The organism is Nodosilinea sp. AN01ver1 (assembly GCF_050565655.1).
Classification (GTDB): Bacteria; Cyanobacteriota; Cyanobacteriia; order Phormidesmidales; family Phormidesmidaceae; genus Nodosilinea.
This window is the reverse complement of the sequence record NZ_JBNXVS010000076.1, coordinates 1-18,489: the sequence shown is the minus strand read 5'-3', so window position 1 is coordinate 18,489 and position 18,489 is coordinate 1. Positions and strand designations below refer to the sequence as shown.

General features: G+C 55.9%; 13 protein-coding genes and 2 pseudogenes. 9 read left to right on the top strand and 6 right to left on the bottom strand.

Annotation, left to right across the window (positions count from 1 at the left end; translation table 11 throughout):
• Positions 1 to 131: 131 nt before the first annotated feature.
• The 6 genes and pseudogenes from ACQ4N7_RS28655 to ACQ4N7_RS28630 form a co-directional block, all read left to right on the top strand.
• Positions 132 to 776 (top strand): annotated as a pseudogene (locus ACQ4N7_RS28655) (efflux RND transporter periplasmic adaptor subunit); the annotation flags it as partial.
• A 112-nt stretch (positions 777 to 888) separates the two neighbouring features.
• The gene (locus tag ACQ4N7_RS28650; RefSeq protein WP_430714854.1) at positions 889 to 2,478 is read left to right on the top strand and encodes a DHA2 family efflux MFS transporter permease subunit; all 1,590 of its coding nucleotides are present in this window, start codon (positions 889 to 891) and stop codon (positions 2,476 to 2,478) included.
• A 389-nt stretch (positions 2,479 to 2,867) separates the two neighbouring features.
• Complete coding sequence (locus tag ACQ4N7_RS28645) at positions 2,868 to 4,154, top strand: HhoA/HhoB/HtrA family serine endopeptidase (protein ID WP_430714853.1); 1,287 nt, start codon at positions 2,868 to 2,870, stop codon at positions 4,152 to 4,154.
• A 781-nt stretch (positions 4,155 to 4,935) separates the two neighbouring features.
• Complete coding sequence (locus tag ACQ4N7_RS28640) at positions 4,936 to 6,153, top strand: glycosyltransferase (protein WP_430714852.1); 1,218 nt, start codon at positions 4,936 to 4,938, stop codon at positions 6,151 to 6,153.
• Between the two features lie 390 nt (positions 6,154 to 6,543).
• Positions 6,544 to 7,104 carry a DUF421 domain-containing protein gene (locus tag ACQ4N7_RS28635; RefSeq protein WP_430714851.1) on the top strand — a complete coding sequence of 187 codons (561 nt, stop codon included), beginning with the start codon at positions 6,544 to 6,546 and terminating at the stop codon, positions 7,102 to 7,104.
• Positions 7,105 to 7,191: 87 nt separating this feature from the next.
• The gene (locus ACQ4N7_RS28630; RefSeq protein ID WP_430714850.1) at positions 7,192 to 8,007 is read left to right on the top strand and encodes an alpha/beta fold hydrolase; all 816 of its coding nucleotides are present in this window, start codon (positions 7,192 to 7,194) and stop codon (positions 8,005 to 8,007) included.
• A gap of 402 nt (positions 8,008 to 8,409) precedes the next feature.
• Here the strand turns inward: ACQ4N7_RS28630 and ACQ4N7_RS28625 are convergent, their stop codons facing one another.
• The 3 genes from ACQ4N7_RS28625 to ACQ4N7_RS28615 all read right to left on the bottom strand — a co-directional run bounded on the left by ACQ4N7_RS28625 (position 8,410) and on the right by ACQ4N7_RS28615 (position 11,806).
• Positions 8,410 to 9,510, bottom strand: a complete 1,101-nt coding sequence (locus tag ACQ4N7_RS28625) for a sensor histidine kinase (protein ID WP_430714849.1) — start codon at positions 9,508 to 9,510, stop codon at positions 8,410 to 8,412.
• Positions 9,510 to 10,217 (bottom strand): response regulator, encoded by a 708-nt coding sequence (locus ACQ4N7_RS28620; protein ID WP_430714848.1) that lies wholly within the window; start codon positions 10,215 to 10,217, stop codon positions 9,510 to 9,512. The genes ACQ4N7_RS28625 and ACQ4N7_RS28620 overlap by 1 nt, the downstream gene beginning before the upstream one ends.
• Before the next feature lie 272 nt (positions 10,218 to 10,489).
• On the bottom strand, positions 10,490 to 11,806 hold the full coding sequence (locus ACQ4N7_RS28615) for a S41 family peptidase (RefSeq protein WP_430714847.1): 1,317 nt from the start codon (positions 11,804 to 11,806) through the stop codon (positions 10,490 to 10,492).
• Between the two features lie 330 nt (positions 11,807 to 12,136).
• Between ACQ4N7_RS28615 and ACQ4N7_RS28610 the strand changes: the two are divergent.
• Positions 12,137 to 13,789, top strand: a pseudogene (locus ACQ4N7_RS28610) (bifunctional lysylphosphatidylglycerol flippase/synthetase MprF); the annotation flags it as partial.
• A gap of 24 nt (positions 13,790 to 13,813) precedes the next feature.
• A complete protein-coding gene (locus tag ACQ4N7_RS28605; protein ID WP_430714855.1) occupies positions 13,814 to 14,776 on the top strand; it encodes a lysylphosphatidylglycerol synthase domain-containing protein in 963 nt (320 codons plus the stop codon).
• 134 nt (positions 14,777 to 14,910) lie between these two features.
• On the opposite strand, the gene ACQ4N7_RS28600 is transcribed toward ACQ4N7_RS28605, so the two are convergent.
• Together ACQ4N7_RS28600 and ACQ4N7_RS28595 are read right to left on the bottom strand one after the other, a co-directional pair.
• Positions 14,911 to 15,372, bottom strand: a complete 462-nt coding sequence (locus tag ACQ4N7_RS28600) for a TspO/MBR family protein (RefSeq protein ID WP_430714846.1) — start codon at positions 15,370 to 15,372, stop codon at positions 14,911 to 14,913.
• 137 nt (positions 15,373 to 15,509) lie between these two features.
• Complete coding sequence (locus ACQ4N7_RS28595) at positions 15,510 to 15,944, bottom strand: hypothetical protein (protein WP_430714845.1); 435 nt, start codon at positions 15,942 to 15,944, stop codon at positions 15,510 to 15,512.
• 461 nt (positions 15,945 to 16,405) lie between these two features.
• Between ACQ4N7_RS28595 and ACQ4N7_RS28590 the strand changes: the two genes are divergently transcribed.
• Positions 16,406 to 17,737, top strand: a complete 1,332-nt coding sequence (locus tag ACQ4N7_RS28590) for a mCpol domain-containing protein (protein ID WP_430714844.1) — start codon at positions 16,406 to 16,408, stop codon at positions 17,735 to 17,737.
• A 74-nt stretch (positions 17,738 to 17,811) separates the two neighbouring features.
• On the opposite strand, the gene ACQ4N7_RS28585 is transcribed toward ACQ4N7_RS28590, so the two are convergent.
• Positions 17,812 to 18,354 carry an REP-associated tyrosine transposase gene (locus tag ACQ4N7_RS28585; RefSeq protein ID WP_430714843.1) on the bottom strand — a complete coding sequence of 181 codons (543 nt, stop codon included), beginning with the start codon at positions 18,352 to 18,354 and terminating at the stop codon, positions 17,812 to 17,814.
• Between the last annotated feature and the right edge of the window lie 135 nt (positions 18,355 to 18,489).

Genomic DNA, 18,489 nt, shown 5'->3' with positions numbered 1-18,489 from the left:
TCCTTGAGGCTCGCTGCCGCACCTTGCTGTCAATGCAATCCGAGATTAAAGCCTTGACCAACTATCACTGGTGGCCCGCATGAAGAGCCCGATCCTTTCGGGGGTATGTTATCCGGATTTAGTATGAGATTGCCCAGGCCCAGCAGCGGCAGGCTCAGGAGCAGGTGCGCCAGGCCCAGGCGAAGGTAGCCCAGGCCCAGGAAGGGGTGGCCAAAGCCCAGGCCCAGCTGCAAACCAGCCGGGGCAACCTACAGCAGGCCCAGGCCAGCGGGGTACAAACGACGGTCAACCGCAGCCAGTTTGAGGCGGCCCAGGCCCAGATTGCCGAAGCCGAAGCCAATCTCGAACAGGCCCAGCTCCAGCTCAGCTACACCCAAATTCAGGCTCCGGCGGCGGGGGTGATTGGCAACAAAACGGTAGAGGTGGGGCAGCAGGTGCAGCCCGGCCAGCCCCTGATGGCCGTCGTGGGCAACGACCTCTGGGTAGACGCCAACTTTAAAGAAACCCAGATCGCAGACATGCGCCCCGGCGAGCCGGTCGAAATTACCGTCGATGCTCTGCCCAGCCACACCTTTACTGGCCATGTCGAAAGCCTCTCTCCTGCGGCGGGCGCACAATTTGCCCTGCTGCCCCCCGACAATGCCACCGGCAATTTCACCAAAGTTGTGCAGCGCATTCCGGTAAAAATTAGCCTCGACCCGGCCAGCGTTACCGGCTTTGAGGGCTGGCTGGCACCGGGAATGTCGGCGACGGTGAGCGTGGATACGGCGCAGTAGGGAGCCAGGGAGGGGGCGGGGAAGTTCAAAATGCGAAGTTTTGCATTTTGAACTTTGCATTCTCCGTAACCCTCATCCCCCTCACCCTATATCCCCATCAATCATCAAAACCATGGCATCTGCTACTACCAAATCCTCCCTATCCCCCAAGCAATCCCTGCCAGCGGGCTGGCTGAAGTGGGCGATCGCGCTCACCGCCTCTTTGGGAGCCATGCTGGAGGTGATCGATACCAGCATTGTCAACGTAGCGCTGACCGATATCCAGGCCAGTGTGGGAGCCACCATCACCGAGATCGGCTGGGTGGTGACCGGGTACGCGATCGCCAACGTGATCATCATTCCGCTCACCGCCTGGCTGGGAGATGCCTTTGGCAAAAAACGCTATTTTGTTTTCTCGCTGATTGGCTTTGTGATTGCCTCGGTGCTGTGCGGGCTGGCGGGCAACCTGTCAGCGCTGATTGCCTCCCGCATACTGCAGGGTTTGCTAGGGGGCGGTCTGCTGGCCAAGGCGCAGTCTATTTTGTTTGAAACTTTTCCCCCCGAGCAGCAGGGGGTAGCCCAGGCGGTATTTGGGGTTGGGGTAATTGCTGGGCCTGCCATTGGCCCCACCCTGGGGGGGTATCTCACCGACACGCTGGGCTGGCGCTGGATCTTCTTCATTAATGTGCCGGTGGGCATCGTGGCCGTACTGATGGCGCTGCTATTTTTGCCCGCCGACGAGTTGCAGCCCGACCGCCCCATTCCCCAGGTGGACTGGTGGGGGATTGGTCTGCTCGCGATCGCCCTGGGCAGTCTGCAAACTTTTCTAGAAGAAGGGGAGCGCGACGGCTGGTTTGAGTCTCACGTCATTACTTTGCTGGCGATTACCGCCAGCGTTGGGCTGCTGCTGTTTATTTGGCGAGAGCTAACCACTCAGCAGCCAGCGGTAGATCTGCGGGTGCTGCGGCACCGGTCTCTGGCGGCGGGCAGCGTTTACTCGGCGGTGGTGGGCATGGGGCTCTACGGCACCCTGTTTGTCATTCCCATCTATGCCCAAACGGTGCTGAACTACACGGCCCAGCAAACCGGGCTGCTGATTATGCCGGGGGCGCTGGCCTCTGCTGTCACCATGATTGTAATGGGTAAGGTATCGGGCAAAATCGACGCCCGAGTGCTGATTGCGGGGGGCAGCATTTTTATTGCGGTGATTATGTTTAACCTGTCTCACATCAACCCCAACACGGGGCAAGAGGCGCTGTTTTGGCCGCTGCTCTGGCGCGGTGTGAGCGTGGTGATGATGTTTTTGCCGCTCAGTTTGGCCACCCTGGGGCCGCTGCCCAAAGCAGATATTCCAGCCGGATCAGGCTTTTACAACCTCACTCGGCAGCTGGGGGGCAGCATTGGCATTGCCCTGCTGGCCACGGTGCTCGATCGCCGCCAAGCCTTTCACCGGGCGGTGCTGGCCGAGCATGTGACCCCCTACGACCCCCAGACCCAGGAGCGCATCAGCGCGTTGACTGGGGCCATGCAAAGCCGAGGTGCCGATGCCGCTACCGCCCACCAGCAGGCCCTGGCGCTGCTCAATCAAACCCTGGATGGGCAGTCGATGCTGCTGGCGTTTGAGGATCTGTTTCGAGTGGTGGGGCTAATCTTTTTGGTGACGCTGCCGCTGCTGCTGCTGTTGGGCAGGGGCGATCGCAAAGTGCCCACTGCAGGCCATTAGGCCGTTTATTCTGTGGGTATTGTCGCTGACCCAACGGATTGACAGAGAGAGCTCTCAGCTCCTATCCCTAGGCCCGTTGTAGACCCTATAACGGGCACGGCATTACTAACGATGGTCATGGGGTAGTCACATCAACAGATAAAGCCTTGACATTTCTACGCCACAGAATTGCCATAGGGACTCTCTAGAGTGAAAGGGTACTGACTGAGTACTGCTCAATACAGCCCTATGGCCATTCGGCTTGCGTATTGCAAACGACAACGGGTTTAGAAAAAGTTCGAGGGGCGTGGCACTGCTGTGTTCCGACCAAAGCACTTCGCCTGTCAACGTGTTCTAGCTGAATCGACTGCTGCAACAGCACTCTGCGCTTCACCTTAGGAGAATAACCAATGAGAAGCCATTCTCGCCCGCTTTCCGATCGCTCTGATTTTTTGGCCAACGGTGTTGAACCTGAGCCGCCAAGCAACGCTAAATTTCCCAAGCGCCTGGGAACCTCGCTCGCACTCGTGCTATTGGGTGCGGGTATGGCCACGGGGCTGGGCTATGGGCTTCACCAGGTCAATCAAGGAGCACTACCCGGACCGACCAGCGGGGCGGCGGCAGCGCCAGCTACGGTTTCAGGTTCGGCTCCGCTGCTGGCCGCGGCCACAGATCCCAACTTTGTCGAGGATATCGTCAACCAAACTGGGCCAGCGGTGGTGCGGATTGATTCTAGTCGTACCGTGGCGACTCAACCCCCCAGTGAGTTTGACGACCCATTTTTTCGCCAATTCTTTGGCAATCAGATGCCTGACATGCCGACTGAACGGACTGAACGCGGCGTAGGTTCGGGGTTTATCACCCGCAGCGATGGTCGAATTATCACTAACGCCCACGTTGTAGACGGGGCCGACACGGTGAAAGTAACCCTCAAAGATGGCCGCAGTTTCGATGGTAAGGTGCTGGGTGAAGACACCGTTACCGATGTGGCGGTGATTCAGGTCGAGGCCCAAGACCTGCCCACGGTGAGCGTGGGCGACTCAGACCAGCTCAGCCCTGGGCAGTGGGCGATCGCCATTGGCAACCCCCTCGGCCTCGACAACACCGTCACCGCTGGCATCATCAGCGCGACCGGGCGATCGAGCGGCCAGGTGGGCATTCCCGACCATCGGGTCAACTTCATCCAAACCGATGCCGCCATTAACCCCGGCAACTCCGGCGGCCCCCTGCTCAACGCCCAGGGCCAGGTGATTGGCATGAATACCGCCATTATTCAAGGAGCGCAGAGCATTGGCTTTGCCATTCCAATCAACAAAGTGCAGCAGATTGCCGACCAGTTGGCCAGCCAGGGTAAAGTCGACCACGCCTACTTGGGCATTCAGCTGTTGACCCTGACGCCCGAGGTCAAGCAAACCCTCAACGACGACCCCAACAGCGGCCTCAGCGTCACCGAAGACCAGGGTGTGCTAGTGGCTCGCGTCATGCCCGACTCACCCGCTGCCCAGGCTGGTTTACGAGCCGGGGACGTGATTCAGCAAATCGATGGCCAGGCCGTGACCCAGGCCGATGAGGTACAAAGCCTGGTAGAGAACACTGCTATCAACAGTCGTCTGAGTCTGCAAATCAAGCGCAATGGTCAGAGCCAAACCATTGCGGTGCGGCCGGGGGCGTTTCCGGTCCAGAACAGCGCCCAGTAGCCGACAGGGCTACACCGTTGCCAATCCCTAGGCTTAACTGGGGCTCAATTGGTTGAAGAGTCTGAGGCCAAACCGCTTCAGGCTCTTCTTTGCTGTGTCGCTTTGACCATTAACGAGTGATTCAGGCTAGACAAGACCGCTGTCCCAGGCTGGGCTACAGGCAGTCAGCACTGTCCTCAGCGAACTGGCCAGCGCTATATCTTTGTGTTTTCCTTTTGTGCTCACTAGGCAAGGGGTGCTGGCGATCGCTGGCTTACGGTCCCCCGCTGGCTTACGGCCCCTCGCTGGCTTACCGCCCCCCGCTGTTGCCATGCCCCAGCCAAGGGCGGTTAAGTATAAGTTGACACTCGTTTGGCACCTTTTTGACACAAGGTTTTGTGATATTAGATACCAACTCAAAAATTCACTTGTGAATTTAAGTCCTTTTGCAGCCAATATTATTATTTCAAATGCTAAAACTGGAGAATTTTTTGGAGTTTTATGGATGAAGTGTTGAAAATTATCCATTCTTTTTCGTAAGGTAATTTTTTAATATCCCAATCATTTTATTGTTCTCCTGGACCGCTTCAGACCTATTTTTGGTAAGGCAAACTTATATTTCATTAGAGCTAGTTCTGGCAGCGTAACCATAGCTCGGAGCTAGTGGATTCTGGCACATGGTTCCAGCGCCACTCTGGTGAACTAAAGAATTGCTCAGAAACAGGGATTTTGCAATGTCAACATTAGGCATTGCTCAATATTTTTTGCAACTCATAACTACTATCAATTGCGTTTGGTCACTATGTTTAGCTTGACTGGTATTCGCCTGGTTATTCTTCAATACGGTGGTGATTTTCGGGAGACTTATCAGCTACTCTCCCAATCTGGCAAACAGGAATATTTTGGTCATAAGTATATTCTGGAAAGCACGCTTGCGATCGGTCAGCAAGTCGATGAGGTCATTTATGTCTGCTGTAGAACGAGTTCTAAATATAATGAAGTCCTAGAGCCTGGGTTGCGCGCTGTGGGCGGCAACCTTGACCCCTATAAAGATACCAATCGCCTTCTCGAGCTGCTGAACCAGCAAAAACCTACCCACCTAGTCGTCCATTTTCCCCTGATCTCTGCGTTTAGGTGGGCTAAGCACAACCAGGTCAGGGCGATGGGGTTGTTCGCCGACTCGTTTCAGGAGCTCAAAATTTCTGCCAAGCTTCGCCATGCGCGGTTGTCGCGCCTACTGAATGATAAAGCGATTGACTTGGTAGCTAACCACGGCTTGAGTTCGTGTCACTCCCTAGAGCGCATTGGGGTTAAACCCAGCAAAATTATCCCCTGGGACTACCCTTACGAAACTACGCCCCACGATTTTGCTCCCAAAAGCCTGGGAGATACACCTATCAACAATCGTAATATTATCTATGTGGGTGCTATTTATGACATTAAAGGAGTGGGCGATATCTTAAACGCTCTTGTCGTCTTGAAGAGCGCTGGCCTGGCCCCCAGGCTAACCCTAATTGGGAAAGGAGAACTCGATTTCTTTCGGGCTGAAGTTTGTCGTCTAGGGCTCGATAACCAGGTAGTTCTAACGGGAGGATTGTCCAATGATCAGGTTTTAGAAAAGATGCGCTGGGCTGACGTGGTTGTAGTTCCCAGTCACCACGCCTACTCAGAAGGCTTGCCTCTGACGATATATGAAGCATTAACGGTTAGAACACCTCTGATCCTTTCAGACCATCCTATGTTTTTACAGAAATTTGAGCTGGGTAAAGACGTGCTGATGTTTCCAGAAAAAGACGCCGCCGCCCTGGCTCGCTGTATTAAAACCCTGCTCACCGATGCAGAGACCTACAGCACACTGTCCTTAAATGCTGCCGATGCCTGGGCCAGGCTACAGCTGCCCGTTAAGTGGCATACCCTGATTGGGCAGTGGATAACAAATACCCCAGAAAGCCGTCAGTCCTTATTTGAGTACAGCTTAGAGCGGTGCCCTTACCAGCAGCAGCGGCTCAAGTCTAGCTGAGTCGCAGGGGGAGTAAAGCCATGCTTGGTATGACGCTGCCCCGATTTTGTGGATAGTGATGCTGGGTGCGATGCGCTCCTAGACTTCGCTCTAAGAAGAGCTGAGATAGCCGTGGCAGGCCGGTTTTTCAGTGAGGGTTTCTACGGCTTTGCGGTGATCGTGCCCTGAGCAGCCGCAGGCCGCCCTAGGGGTAAGGTTTAATGAGGAGATAGCGGGAGGGAGGGTTTAGCAGGTAGTAAAGCTGCCGCTTTGCGAGGTACCTCGGCCCTATAGAGTTGAGCACTTTTGCCCTACGGCTAACCCGGATATTTGTAGGTCTACGGCCTAGACTGAGATGACAATTGTTTGAATTTTGGTCATTCTGGGAAGTTTAGCCGCCATTGTTACGCTATGACTCTTTTTCACGATCTGTGGATACCCGATGTCTCCATTTTTGAGAAAATTATTCGCCCCATTTTGATCTACGGCTTTTTGGTGGTTGCCCTGAGGCTGGGGGGCAAACGAGAGCTGGGGCAGCTTACCGGCTTTGACCTGGTGGTGTTGCTCATGCTGTCTAACGCCGTGCAAAACGCGATTATTGGCAGCGACAACTCGGTGGCGGGAGGGCTGGTTGGGGCAACGGCCCTGCTGGTGACAAATTATTTGGTGGTGCGTTTGGCCTATCGATATCCCCGCATTGAGCGCCTGGTAGAAGGCCGACCCACCCTGCTGCTCTTAGACGGGCAGATCAAGACTGAAAACCTGGCCAGGGAACTGATTACTGAGGGAGAATTTCGCACGGTGCTGCGGCGACAGGGGTTTGAAGACCTGGCCGAGATTAAAGCGGCTATTTTAGAAACCAGCGGCAGCCTCACCGTAGAGCGGGCGACCGATTTGCCCACCCCCGTAGAGGCTGAGCTCCTCCAGCGCTTAGAGCGCATTGAACAGCAGCTACAGCGGTTTCATCCCTAGCCGTAATTGCAGGGGCGCTAGCAACGCGAGTTTGGCCTGGGCAGCGCTGCGTGGCGGATCAGCGGCACAGTGCTTTAGAGATATTGTATGGACCTACTGACTGGTGAATCGGTGCGGGTACGGCCTGGGGTAAAGCTCCAGGTTTGTTACCAAGCAGGTGAGCAACCAGCGGTGGTCTTTCTCCACGGCGGGTTGGGCAATCGGTTTAACCTCAGATCGCAGTACGAGTTTGTGGTGCAGCAGGGATGGGCGGCGATCGCCTACGATCTGGCAGGCCACGGCCAGTCTAGCCCTTACCCCCGCTACTCGATTGGGCGACACGGCCGCGATCTGACCCGGTTGCTGGGGCACTTTCACCTTCACCAGCCGATTTTGTTTGCCCACAGCTACGGTGTGCCCATCGCGCTGGAGTGGTGCCAGCGGCACCCCGTGGCCGGGCTGGTGCTGGTGGCGGGCGGCACCCACGACTTAGACCCCTGGTGGGAGGTGCCGCTGATGCAGAGTTTGGCCTGGGGCGGTCGGCACCTGTTTCGCCTGCCCTGGGTGCAGCGCGCGATCGCCCGACTGTCGAGCGAGCACAGCCACCCCACCATCGATCGATTTACCACCGAAAGCCCGCTGCCCGTGCATCTTCACCCCTACGACGCTCTGCGCATCTTTTGGGGCTATAACTTCTTTGCCCGCCGCCGCGGCCGCTGGCAGCTCACCTGTCCGGCGCTGATTGTCAGCGGTGGGCAGGACCCAATGTTTACCGAGGCGATGGGGGCCGCGCTGGCGCAGCATTTTCCGGCGGGTTGCCACCTGCATGTAGAGCAGGGGGGCCATTTGGTGATGGCCGAGTTTCCCGATGTGGTCAACGGGGCACTGGCTGAATTTAGAGCGCGGGCGATCGCCCAGCGCTGACGGTGTACAACCGATAAAAACCGCTGATGGGCATTGTTGGCCCCTCAATCTGGCCCGCGCTCGTGCCGTTGCCTCGAAGCCAAAAGCGTATCCTGACTCTTTTGCGAATACGAATAGCAGGGGTGGTTCAACCTGCCGACCACCCTACAGTTTCTTTTTGTGGGTACTGGTAACGTCAGAGGGAAACAGCCAGGCCAGTATGCCCATGCTGCTAAAAAGGAGCAGGGCTAAAACCAATGCCCCCGCCGGAACCGATAGCGCAACCATGGCAAACACCTCCGTGAATGGTCTCATCTCACTCTATGGAGCAGGCGTGGCTAAGTTGTGGCTAGGCTGTGTCAATCTATCTGCGCCAGTTTATCGGTGTCAATCTGGTTGGGCCAGTAGGCCTGGGGCAGGGTTTTACGCCCGGGGCAGGGAAAATCGAAAGATGCTGCCCACGCCGACGGTGCTCTCGACCTCTATGCAGCCGCCGTGCAGCTCGACCAGGCGTTTGGTAATGGCCAGGCCAATCCCGGTGCCGTCTGTAGACGGGGTCCCAACCTGGTTACGCAACTGGGGCGATCGCCAAAACCGCTCAAAGACGTGGGGTAGCTCATCTGGGGCAATGCCGATGCCGGTATCCTGCACCGTGATCCAGATCTGGCCGCCAACGGGCTGGGCGCTGAGGGTAATGCGCCCCTGACGGGTGTGTTTGATAGCGTTGCCCAGCAGGTTGACTAGAATTTGCTGTAGGCGATCGCCGTCGGCCAGCACCGGGGCGATATCATCATCGCACTGCCAGCCCAGCTGGGGGCCGTCTTCGGCAATCTGGCTATCAAAGCGCCGCAGCAGCTTTTCGAACAGAGGGGGCAGGGCGATCGCCTGTAACTGCAGCGGCAGCTGTCCCGCCTCGGCCTTCGAGAGCTCTTGCAGGTTATTCACCAGGCGCTCCAGTCGCCGGGTTTCGCGCACCAGCAGCTGGGTAGTTTCGGGCGTGAGCACCTGCGATGCTGCTACCGACTCTTCTAAATATCCCCGCACGATGGTTAGGGGCGTTCTCAGCTCGTGGGTCAAGTCTTCGATCAGCTCTCGCCGCCGCTCTTCTACACCCTGCAGGCTCAGCGCCAGGCGGTTAAAGCTGCGACTCAGCCGCGCCAGCTCTGGAATGTCGCTGCGGGGCACCTGCTCAGACCAGTTGCCCGCCGCAAACTGGTGGGTAATGCGCTCCATCTCGGTCAGGGGCTGGGTAATGCGCCGCGCCACCCAGTAGCTCAGCGCCGCCGCCGTGACCCCGCCGACCGTCAGCGACAAAATTGTGCTGCCACTCCAGGCGTCTTCAAACCCCGACAGCAGCTCGGCGCGAATGGCGTAAACCGCCCGCCCCATGCTCGCCATCTGATCTAGGTGGCCCGTAAATAGGTGATGGGAGGCGGCGCGGCTGATCACAATAAAGCTGCCTACACCCACCAGCATCACCACCAGGTGGGAGAAAAACAGTCGTCCCTGGAGCCCTACCCGCATTAGACGTCGTCCTCAAATTTGTAGCCCATGCCCACCACCGTTTTAATAAACTGGGGCTGCTTGGGGTCGAGTTCAATCTTTTTGCGCAGGCGGCCCACGTGGGTATCGACCACCCGTTCTTCGCCAAAAAAGTCGTTGCCCCAGAGTTTTTCGATCAGGTAGGCCCGGCTCCAGGCGCGGCCTGGGTGGCTGAGAAAAGTGGCCAGCAGATCGAACTCAATGGTGGTGAGCTCTAGCTCAACGGTTGCGCCATCGACCTGATGGGTCGCAACGTGGCGGTCTAGATCGACGGTGAAGTGAGCGGTGCGATAGACCTGGCTCTGGGCCTCCTGGCGCAGGCTGCGCCGCAGCAGAGCGCGGACCCGAGCCACCAGCTCTATGGGGCTGAAGGGTTTCACCAGGTAGTCATCGGCCCCGGTCGAGAGGCCAATGACGCGGTCAAAGTCTTCGCCCTTCGCCGTTAGCATCAAAATGTAGGGGTCGTAGGTGCCTGCCGATTTGCGAATGCGAGTGCAGACCTCTAGCCCGTCAATATCTGGCAGCATCCAGTCGAGGATAATCAGCTGGGGCTGGTGGGTTTGAAACTGCCGCAGGGCATCGTTACCATCGCGGCTGTGCAAGCAGGCGAAACCTTCTTTTTCGAGCAGCTGTTGAATAAAGCGAGCAATCTCGGCCTCGTCTTCTACAATCAGAATCGTCTGCGCCATAGCCTGAACTAGGATAAACGGGTGAGGTCAACGGGTTCTTTAGGCACCTATCCTTCGACCCTACCACGGAGGAAATGCTTCATTAAACTGAAATAGCCGTTCCCTTTCTCCCTACGGGAGACGCTAGCGCGAACGACTTCGCTCAGGGAACGGCTTCGCTCAGGGAACGGCTTCGCTCAGGGAACGACTTCGCTCAGGGAACGACTTCGCTCAGGGAACGGCTATACCTCTTGGTATCGTTGGGAGTGTCGAGGCTCCTTATCTGTGTGGAATTAGCGTTGCGCCTGGGTCGAAGACTTGGCGGCGATCGCCCCTCTCAGCTGGTCAATGGCCGCGACATACTGGCTGTCTTGCTCGGTGCCGATGCGATCGGGGTGCATCCACAGCTCTTGCTGGGCGGCTTCGGGCGACTCGGCCACCACGTTAGGCGTAATGCCCTTGTGGTTGATGTCGGCCCCGGAAGGGGTGTAGTAGTGGGCGATGGTGACATTCAGGCCCGAGCCATCGCGCAGCCGGTTGACCGACTGCACCAGGGCTTTGCCGAAGGTCTGGGTGCCGACCACCGTGGCCCGCTGATCGTCCTGCAATGCCCCGGTGAGCACCTCGCTGGCGCTGGCTGAGTTGCCGTTGACCAACACCACCAGCGGTTTGTCGGTCAGGGCGGTGCGGTTGGCGCTGACTTCTTCGGCCTGGCCAACCCGGTCTACGGTGCGAACGATCGCACCCTCGTCGAGCCACATGCGGGCGATCGCGATCGCCTGCCCCAAAATTCCGCCCGGATTGTTGCGCAGATCCAGCACATAGCCATCAACCTGCTGCTGCTCCAGGCTCTTAATCGCCCGCTCCATCTGCTCGGCAGACTGGGCATTAAACTCACTCAGGCGCAGATAGCCAATGCGCTGCCCATCAGTCTCCTGTAGGGCGGAAGTGACCACCGGCAGGTCAATGCGAGCGCGGGTGAGGGTGAGGGCAAACGGAGCCGTATCGTTGCGCTGCATCAGCAGGTCTACCGTCGTACCCGCCTCGCCGCGAATTTGGCTGGCGGCGGTTTCTACGGTCATGCCCTGGGTCGAGACACCGTTGATCTGCAAAATATGGTCTCCAGGTTGCACGTTGGCGGCCATGGCTGGCGAGTCTTCAATGGGCTGTACCACTACCAGCGCCTCGGTTTCGGGCTCTAGCGAAAGCCGCATGCCAACCCCCACCAGTTGGCCACTGGTCTGACTCGAAAACGCCTGAAACTCCTCTGGCGTCATAAACCGAGTGTAGGGGTCATCTAGCTTCGCCAGCATATCCTCCAGCGACGCGTAGGCCGCCTCTGGAGAGGTATACTCCTGCCCCAGCAGCGCCTGGCGCTCCTGCACCCAGTCGACGTGGTTAAAGGTGGGGTCAACGTAGGAGCGATGGACGATTTGCCAAGCTTCGTCTAGAACACTTTTAGGGCTGTCTTGCCAGGTGGCCCAGGCGGCTGTGGTAAGAACAGGTAGGCCGACCAGGGTCAGGGCTGAGGTGAGAGCCAGGGCTTTTTCGGTGGTTGACCAGGCGGCAATTCTCGACGTTAAGGCAAAACGACGGCGAAGTTGAGGCATAGCACAGCGGTAGGTTTAGAGTACTAGCCACAGAGCAGTAGGAAGCTGAAACCAGCGCGTGGGGGCATCTTCGGGATGCTAAGGCAGAGGGTCTGCTGCCGCTGGGCCAGATCAAAGAGTCTGTAGATAGCTATGAGCTTACCCATTTGCTATGGCAGACCTATGACAGCAGCTTGACAAATTCGTATGAAACCAGCCCGGCCCTAAGCCGTAGAAGTAACAGGGGCTAAGCGATCGCCCAGTGCAGCCAAAAGGATGTGGGGCATATAGGCTGGGGCTTGACCCTGTCCCGTAGACTTGAAGTGGCTCCTTGCGATTGAGGGCAGCGGCGTGCTCAACAGACGAACACAGCTTGGTCTTTGGTTTGCCACCGTGCTAACAGCCCTGGTGGGCCTGGTAAACCTGTGGTCGGCGGTGACGCCGGGCCTGCCCGATCGAGTTGCCTGGGCGAGGGCGGTGTTTCCGATTGAGCTGCGGATTGGGGCCCATGTATTCGCTGCTCTGAGCGGTTTTTTTCTGCTGCTGCTGGCGGCTAATCTGCGGCGACGCAAGCGGGTGGCCTGGGGGGTGGCGGTGGGACTGCTGCTAGTTTCGATCGCCAGTCACCTGGTCAAGGGGCTGGATCTAGAAGAAAGCCTGCTGTCGCTGGTGCTGCTGCTGCTGCTGCTGTGGCTGCGGCCGGTCTTTACCGCTCAGTCCGATCGCCCTTCTATGATTCAGGGCTTGCGGGTGCTGCTGGGGGCCATTCTCTTTATCCTGGCCTACGGCACCCTGGGGTTTTGGCTGCAAGATCGCCACTATGCCACTCCGTTTAGCCTGCCTGAGGCAGTGGGCCAAACCCTGGCGATGTTTTTTACCGCCGACAATGGCGGGCTGGTACCAACGACCCGGTTTGGACGACATTTTGCTGACTCTATATATATAGTCGGCGGGGTGACGCTGCTCTACGCGGCCTGGATGCTGTTTCGCCCGGTGATCTATCGGGGGGCGGCTAGCGAGGCCGAGCGGCAGCGGGCCACAGCCATTGTGGAACAGCATGGGCGATCGTCGCTGGCCCGGTTTGCCCTATTCGAGGATAAATCTTACTATTTCAGCCCGTCGGGGCAGTCGGTGATTGCCTACGTGGCCAAGGGGCGGGGGGCCGTGGCCCTGGGCGACCCAATCGGGCCAGACACCGACCGGGCAGAGGCCATTCTCGGCTTTCGACAATTTTGCGATCGCAACGACTGGCACCCCGCCTTTTACCAAACCCTGCCCGACGACCTGGCACTGTACGAGACGCTCGGGTTTCACACCCTCAAGATTGGCGAAGAAGCCATTGTCGATTTGCAGCAGTTCACCCTGGAGGGCAAAGCTGGCCGCAACCTGCGCACGGCGACCAATAAGTTTACCAAGCAGGGCTATCGGGTGCGGTACTACGCGCCCCCGGTCAGCGACGATCTGCTGGCCGAGCTACGCGCCATCAGCGACGACTGGCTAACCCACATGGAGGGGGCCGAAAAGAAATTTTCCCTGGGCTGGTTTGACCCCGACTACCTGCGAGCCTGCCAAATTGCCGTGGTAGAAGACCCGCAAGGCAGCCCGATCGCCTTTGCCAATCTGGTGCCCGAATATCAGCTCAACGAAGCCACCATTGACCTGATGCGCTACCGCCGCGATCTGGAGCGCGGCGCGATGGATTTTTTGTTTGTCTCGCTGATGCAGCACGGCCAGGCCCAGGGCTACGACAGCTTTAACCTGGGCCTGGTGGTGCTCTCAGGGGTGGGGAACGAGCCCGCAGCGCCCCGCCTCGAAAAAGGAATGCACTACCTCTACGAGCACCTCAGCCAGTTCTACAACGTGCAGGGGCTGCGAGCCTATAAAGACAAGTTTCATCCCCGCTGGGAGCCGCGCTACTTTGTGTATCCTCGCCTGGCCGATTTGCCAGCGGTGGTGGTGGCTCTGGTGCGGGCCGATTCGGGCGATCGCCTGCAAGACTACTTTGGCGTTCAGTGCTTGAGCACCAGCCTGACCCAGGGCCTCAAGCGCCTGACCCACATTCTGCCGGTTGGGCTCAGCCTGGGCCTGTTTGGCCTGTCGATCTGGGCTATCTCCAGCGAGCTACACCAGCACCAGCCCGGCGACATTCTGCGCAGCATGGGGGCGATTCCGGCCTGGGCCTTGGCGGGTGCGATCGCGCTAACGGCCCTCAACTACGCCTTTCTCACCGGCTACGACACCCTGGCCGCCCGGTTTGTGCGGCAGCCCTTGCCCTACGCCAAAACCGCCCTGGTGGCGGCGATCAGCTACGGCATCAGCAACAGCGTGGGCCTGGCCCTGCTCAGCGGCAGCGCCATTCGCTATCGCTTTTACACCGCCTGGGGGCTCAGCCCCGGCAAAATTGCCCAAATTATCGCCTTTTGCAACCTGAGCTTTTGGCTGGGCCTCTTTGCGGTGGGCGGTCTGATATTCACCCTGGAACCGCTCTCGGTACCGGGCCTGCTGCACCTGCCCTTTCAAACCGCGCACCCCTTGGGCATTGTGTTTCTGGCGGTGACGGTGGCCTATCTACTGCTCAGCAGCTTTAGCCGCCGTGCGGTTCACCTCAGGTGCTGGGTGCTGCCCCACCTGCCGCCCCGACTGGCGCTTAGTCAGATTGCCGTTACCTCTGGCGACTGGGCACTGGCGGCGGCGGTGCTCTACGTCTTGCTGCCCGCCCACCCTGGGCTGACCTACTTTATTTTTTTTGGCAGCTACCTGCTAGCCCAAATCGCCGGAGTAATCAGCAATGTGCCGGGTGGCCTGGGGGTCTTTGAAACGGTGCTCATTTTACTGATCTCACCGCCGATTCCTTCCGATCAGCTGCTTGGGGCCCTGCTGGTGTATCGGCTGGTCTACTACTTTTTGCCCCTGCTAGTGGGAATGGGCCTGCTGGCGCTTTACGAACTGCGGCGACGCCGTGACCCGCTCACAGCGAACAGGCCCAGCTAAGGAGCGATCGCGCCATCCGCCCTCACCGCCGCCAAACCCGACCTCAAATCGGCCCTAGCCCTGCGAAGGGTTGCAGCGTCTTGCAGAATGGCAGGGTTCTGCCCGCGCGTTGAGCAAGTTCAACCTGCCTCGGCTTACTGGCCCGGATTCAGCTGTGCCATCTGCCAGGTAATTAGCGTGCCCACCGGGCTCCACAGCAGGTAGGGAATCAGCAAGAGGAATGCGGTCGTGTCTACCCGAGCCACGAGCACGGCCAACAGCAGCCCAAACACAAACCCTGCCGCCCCGATCGCCGTTCCCACCCGCAAATTTTTTAGTTTGCACATGACCGGGGTGTAGCTCACAATCAGCAGCTCCAGCAGGACGTACCCCGCCATGAACCACCAGCTCTGGGTTTGCTTCCAGACGATGTAGGCCGACCAGCCGCCGCAGATAAAGACCACCGTCCACACAAAGGGAATGGCAAACTCAAAGGTGAGCCAGTCGGGGCGACGCTGCCGCTTAAACCACTTAATGTCGCGAGAACTGAGCAAACTGGATGCAGACGCGATCGCTGCCCCCACTATCGCAATTACTAACCAAGCTGGCATTCTCATGCACCTCACAGCGCCTGATTCAACTAAACCAGACTAGTGCCGCCGCCGCATCTTACCCATGACACAACTTAAGAAACCGGGTTCCTGGCCTTTTGCCATTGAGCAAAAGACAGCAGGAACCCGGCGGCGCTCTGGAATTAGCCCAGCAGCAGGGTTTTAGTCAAAATCACCATCCACAGTTCGACTCCGCTCACTGCGGGCAGGTCGGCTCCGCTCACTGCGGGCAGGTCGGCTTCGCTCAATGACCGTGGCTCAGCCCCGGTCGCTTCGGTTCCGGTCGCTGAGCGAAGTCGAAGCGACCAGGCTGTGTCACCCATCGCTACCCCAGGCGGCGCGGGGATGGGGTCGCTCCAGTCGTTGGGGTCGGCGTAGCCGAGGGCGTGGAGGATTTTGATGGTGCGATCGATGGCGGCCAGGCTGCCGTAGAGCATGTGGCGCACTTTTTCGGGGGTTGGGGGCTTTAGGGACCGGGTCCCTCTGTCGTTGCCCCCGGCCCCTGATGAAAGCGGCAGGGAGCCGGTCCCTGGGTTCCCTTGGTCGTCGCTGGCATCGGGTTCGAGATAGTTAAACATTCGGTTCTGTCTCCAAGTGTGGGTTAGGAAGACAGAACGCGAAAACCCTAGCATCCGCAGTGCAAGTGCAAACTGAGGGGGCTAGGGTACCATGGACCTTAGCCTCGCAATCTGCGTGCAAGATTTGCGGGGTTAGCTGTCTGTTGGTGCTGGAACACCTTCAGACAGCGCCAAGATTTTCGAGTTCTGCGTAACCACCGCTCTGCTGAACGGCTTAATGGATGATGATAAGGCTGAGGGCGATCGCCGTCAACCGTAGAAGGGGACAGATAAGTAAGGGGAAGTTTCAAGATTGCAGCCTACAACAACAGGGTGACTATAGTTGGTTAAGCGACAATAACGACGTCTTTCTGTCGTGCAGATCCTGTAAACTAGCGAGAAAGTTATTAGAACTTTGGATTCTAGCAATCAGGTTATCTAATTCTGTATTATGCAACTGTATTTGCAAGATTTACATGTTTATGGGATACGTTTATGCTTTTCTTGATGGAGATAGTATTGGGGAAAGATTTGCGGATCTCTTGACCAAAGATCAAATGTTTGAAGCAACATTGCTGTCCGAAAACATAAAAGTGGCTTTGTTTGAAATTGATAAATTAATTAATTCTAGAGCCGATATAAACGTCATAATTTTAGGAGGAGACGATGTTTTAATTAGATACGATTACAACAAGTATGGCACTGCGCTTCTAGAAGAAATAAGGATGCTTTTTAAGAGGCATACAGGTCTATCAATGAGTTGTGGGGTTGGATTAAACGTTGAGCAATCAATTATCAATCTTGATATTGCCAAGACAAGTGGCAAAAACCGAATTGAAAAATTATCGAATCTGTCCTCAGCCAAAATGCCTAAACTTACAACGCTTTACCTGTTTGCAACTTCGGATATTCCTGATGTCTATGTGAATTCTATTGTTTATTGCTCAGAAGATGAGCGTTACAATTTGAAGGAAGTTTGTTTTTTGAGCATCACGCGTGATAAAGGGCAGAAAGCCGAAATCGAGAATCAACTTCAAGAAATTAAGGATAAAGTTGTCAGACAGTTGCAGTTACTTCAAGTTGGAAAATATCTATGCAGAGATAGCAAAACAAAGCAATGGTCTGAACGGGAGATGAGCAATATGCAAAGCTACCAAAAATTAAGATATGCTCAAACAAACCCTATAGCCTTCAACTTTAATGTCATTTTATATGACTCTTTAGAAGATTCGATTCTGAATTATAAAGCTCGTAATGAATTGTGTATTTTTGACTTCTCCGCTGTATTGAAATCTTTTATGCTAGATGTTTACACAATTCTTAGAGTTAATCACATAGACGATATATATATATTCGAGCTTAAAAAGAAAGGTAGAACATATAACGAGGGAGATCTAATACACAACCTTTCTCTTGATCATGGTGAATATGAGTACGTACAATTGTGCAAGAGCGCTTACACTTCTAGGGTTATTGTTACCGATTCTAGAAAGGGCGATTTGAGCCTAGGATATGTCGATACTATTAATAAATTGATTGAATGTTATGCAGACGAATTTGCTAGATTTTGGTTGTTCATCATTTTTTTGATGGCGATAGCTGTATTACTTATATGTACAACTATTGTTATAAATGATGGCTGGTCATGGTTAGAGCCTTGGACATTTTTGGGGCTAGGCCCCGCCTTATACGTTATTGCCTTGTTAAGCAGAGTTTTTTGGAAGAGAGAGCTTTCTGTAAGTCCTGATTTTTTATACAATCGCTTCAAAATATCAAAATCAAAACAGATCAAAAGAAATTTAAAAATTGATTAATTTTTTTTGCGTAGTGCGATCGCAGATCTCCTGTAGGTTGGGTTGACGCAGGAAACCCAACAACTTTGCGCGAATTATTCCCAACCCACCGTCTCTTGAAAGACGATTTCTCTATCAGCGCCCCAATCCTTTGAGTAAATTCCTTGCTCAACATAACGATGAAAGCTCGAATAAGGCCAGTCGCAAGGGACATCCACTAACTGATGGCTAACGGGATTGTAATGAATATAATCAACATGCCGTTCAAAGTCTCTCTCATCACGAATCTGGTGTTCCCAAAATCGCCGTTGCCAAATAGCCTGTTCCTGTTTCTTCAAGCGAGCTAACGAGCGATCACATTTATAACTTTCTGGGCAATGCCGACTGAAGTAAGCTTTAATCAGCCGCCAGCGCATAGAAAAATCAGCATTGTCTTTGGGCAGTGTCCAAAGACAATGGATATGGTCAGGCAAAAGGACGATGGCATCGATGTCAAAAGGATGACGTTGTTTGACAGTATAAAAGGCTTGGCGAAGCAGCTGAATAGTTACTTCAGTTTTAAATAGGTGCTGACGATTGAACGTGACGACGGTGAAAAAATAAGTTGCACCTGCCGTTTTCGCACGACGGTACTGCATAGGAATTACCCCAGGGCTATTTCATTCTAAAAACGGTCTTGAGTGTATCTAGGCCGAATTTACAGAATCGTTCAGCCTGAGCCATATTGGAGAAGGCGTTGGAGCGGTAGAGATTGAGCGCGAAGTTACGAGCGA

What these genes read in the sequence shown, in the direction of transcription:
- ACQ4N7_RS28615 (WP_430714847.1), bottom strand. Translation starts at nt 11,806, where the DNA reads ATGCCTCAACTTCGCCGTCGTTTTGCCTTAACGTCGAGAATTGCCGCC.
- ACQ4N7_RS28625 (WP_430714849.1), bottom strand. Translation starts at nt 9,510, where the DNA reads ATGCGGGTAGGGCTCCAGGGACGACTGTTTTTCTCCCACCTGGTGGTG.
- ACQ4N7_RS28590 (WP_430714844.1), top strand. Translation starts at nt 16,406, where the DNA reads ATGGGATACGTTTATGCTTTTCTTGATGGAGATAGTATTGGGGAAAGA.
- ACQ4N7_RS28635 (WP_430714851.1), top strand. Translation starts at nt 6,544, where the DNA reads ATGACTCTTTTTCACGATCTGTGGATACCCGATGTCTCCATTTTTGAG.
- ACQ4N7_RS28585 (WP_430714843.1), bottom strand. Translation starts at nt 18,354, where the DNA reads ATGCAGTACCGTCGTGCGAAAACGGCAGGTGCAACTTATTTTTTCACC.
- ACQ4N7_RS28630 (WP_430714850.1), top strand. Translation starts at nt 7,192, where the DNA reads ATGGACCTACTGACTGGTGAATCGGTGCGGGTACGGCCTGGGGTAAAG.
- ACQ4N7_RS28645 (WP_430714853.1), top strand. Translation starts at nt 2,868, where the DNA reads ATGAGAAGCCATTCTCGCCCGCTTTCCGATCGCTCTGATTTTTTGGCC.
- ACQ4N7_RS28620 (WP_430714848.1), bottom strand. Translation starts at nt 10,217, where the DNA reads ATGGCGCAGACGATTCTGATTGTAGAAGACGAGGCCGAGATTGCTCGC.
- ACQ4N7_RS28650 (WP_430714854.1), top strand. Translation starts at nt 889, where the DNA reads ATGGCATCTGCTACTACCAAATCCTCCCTATCCCCCAAGCAATCCCTG.
- ACQ4N7_RS28640 (WP_430714852.1), top strand. Translation starts at nt 4,936, where the DNA reads ATGTTTAGCTTGACTGGTATTCGCCTGGTTATTCTTCAATACGGTGGT.
- ACQ4N7_RS28600 (WP_430714846.1), bottom strand. Translation starts at nt 15,372, where the DNA reads ATGAGAATGCCAGCTTGGTTAGTAATTGCGATAGTGGGGGCAGCGATC.
- ACQ4N7_RS28595 (WP_430714845.1), bottom strand. Translation starts at nt 15,944, where the DNA reads ATGTTTAACTATCTCGAACCCGATGCCAGCGACGACCAAGGGAACCCA.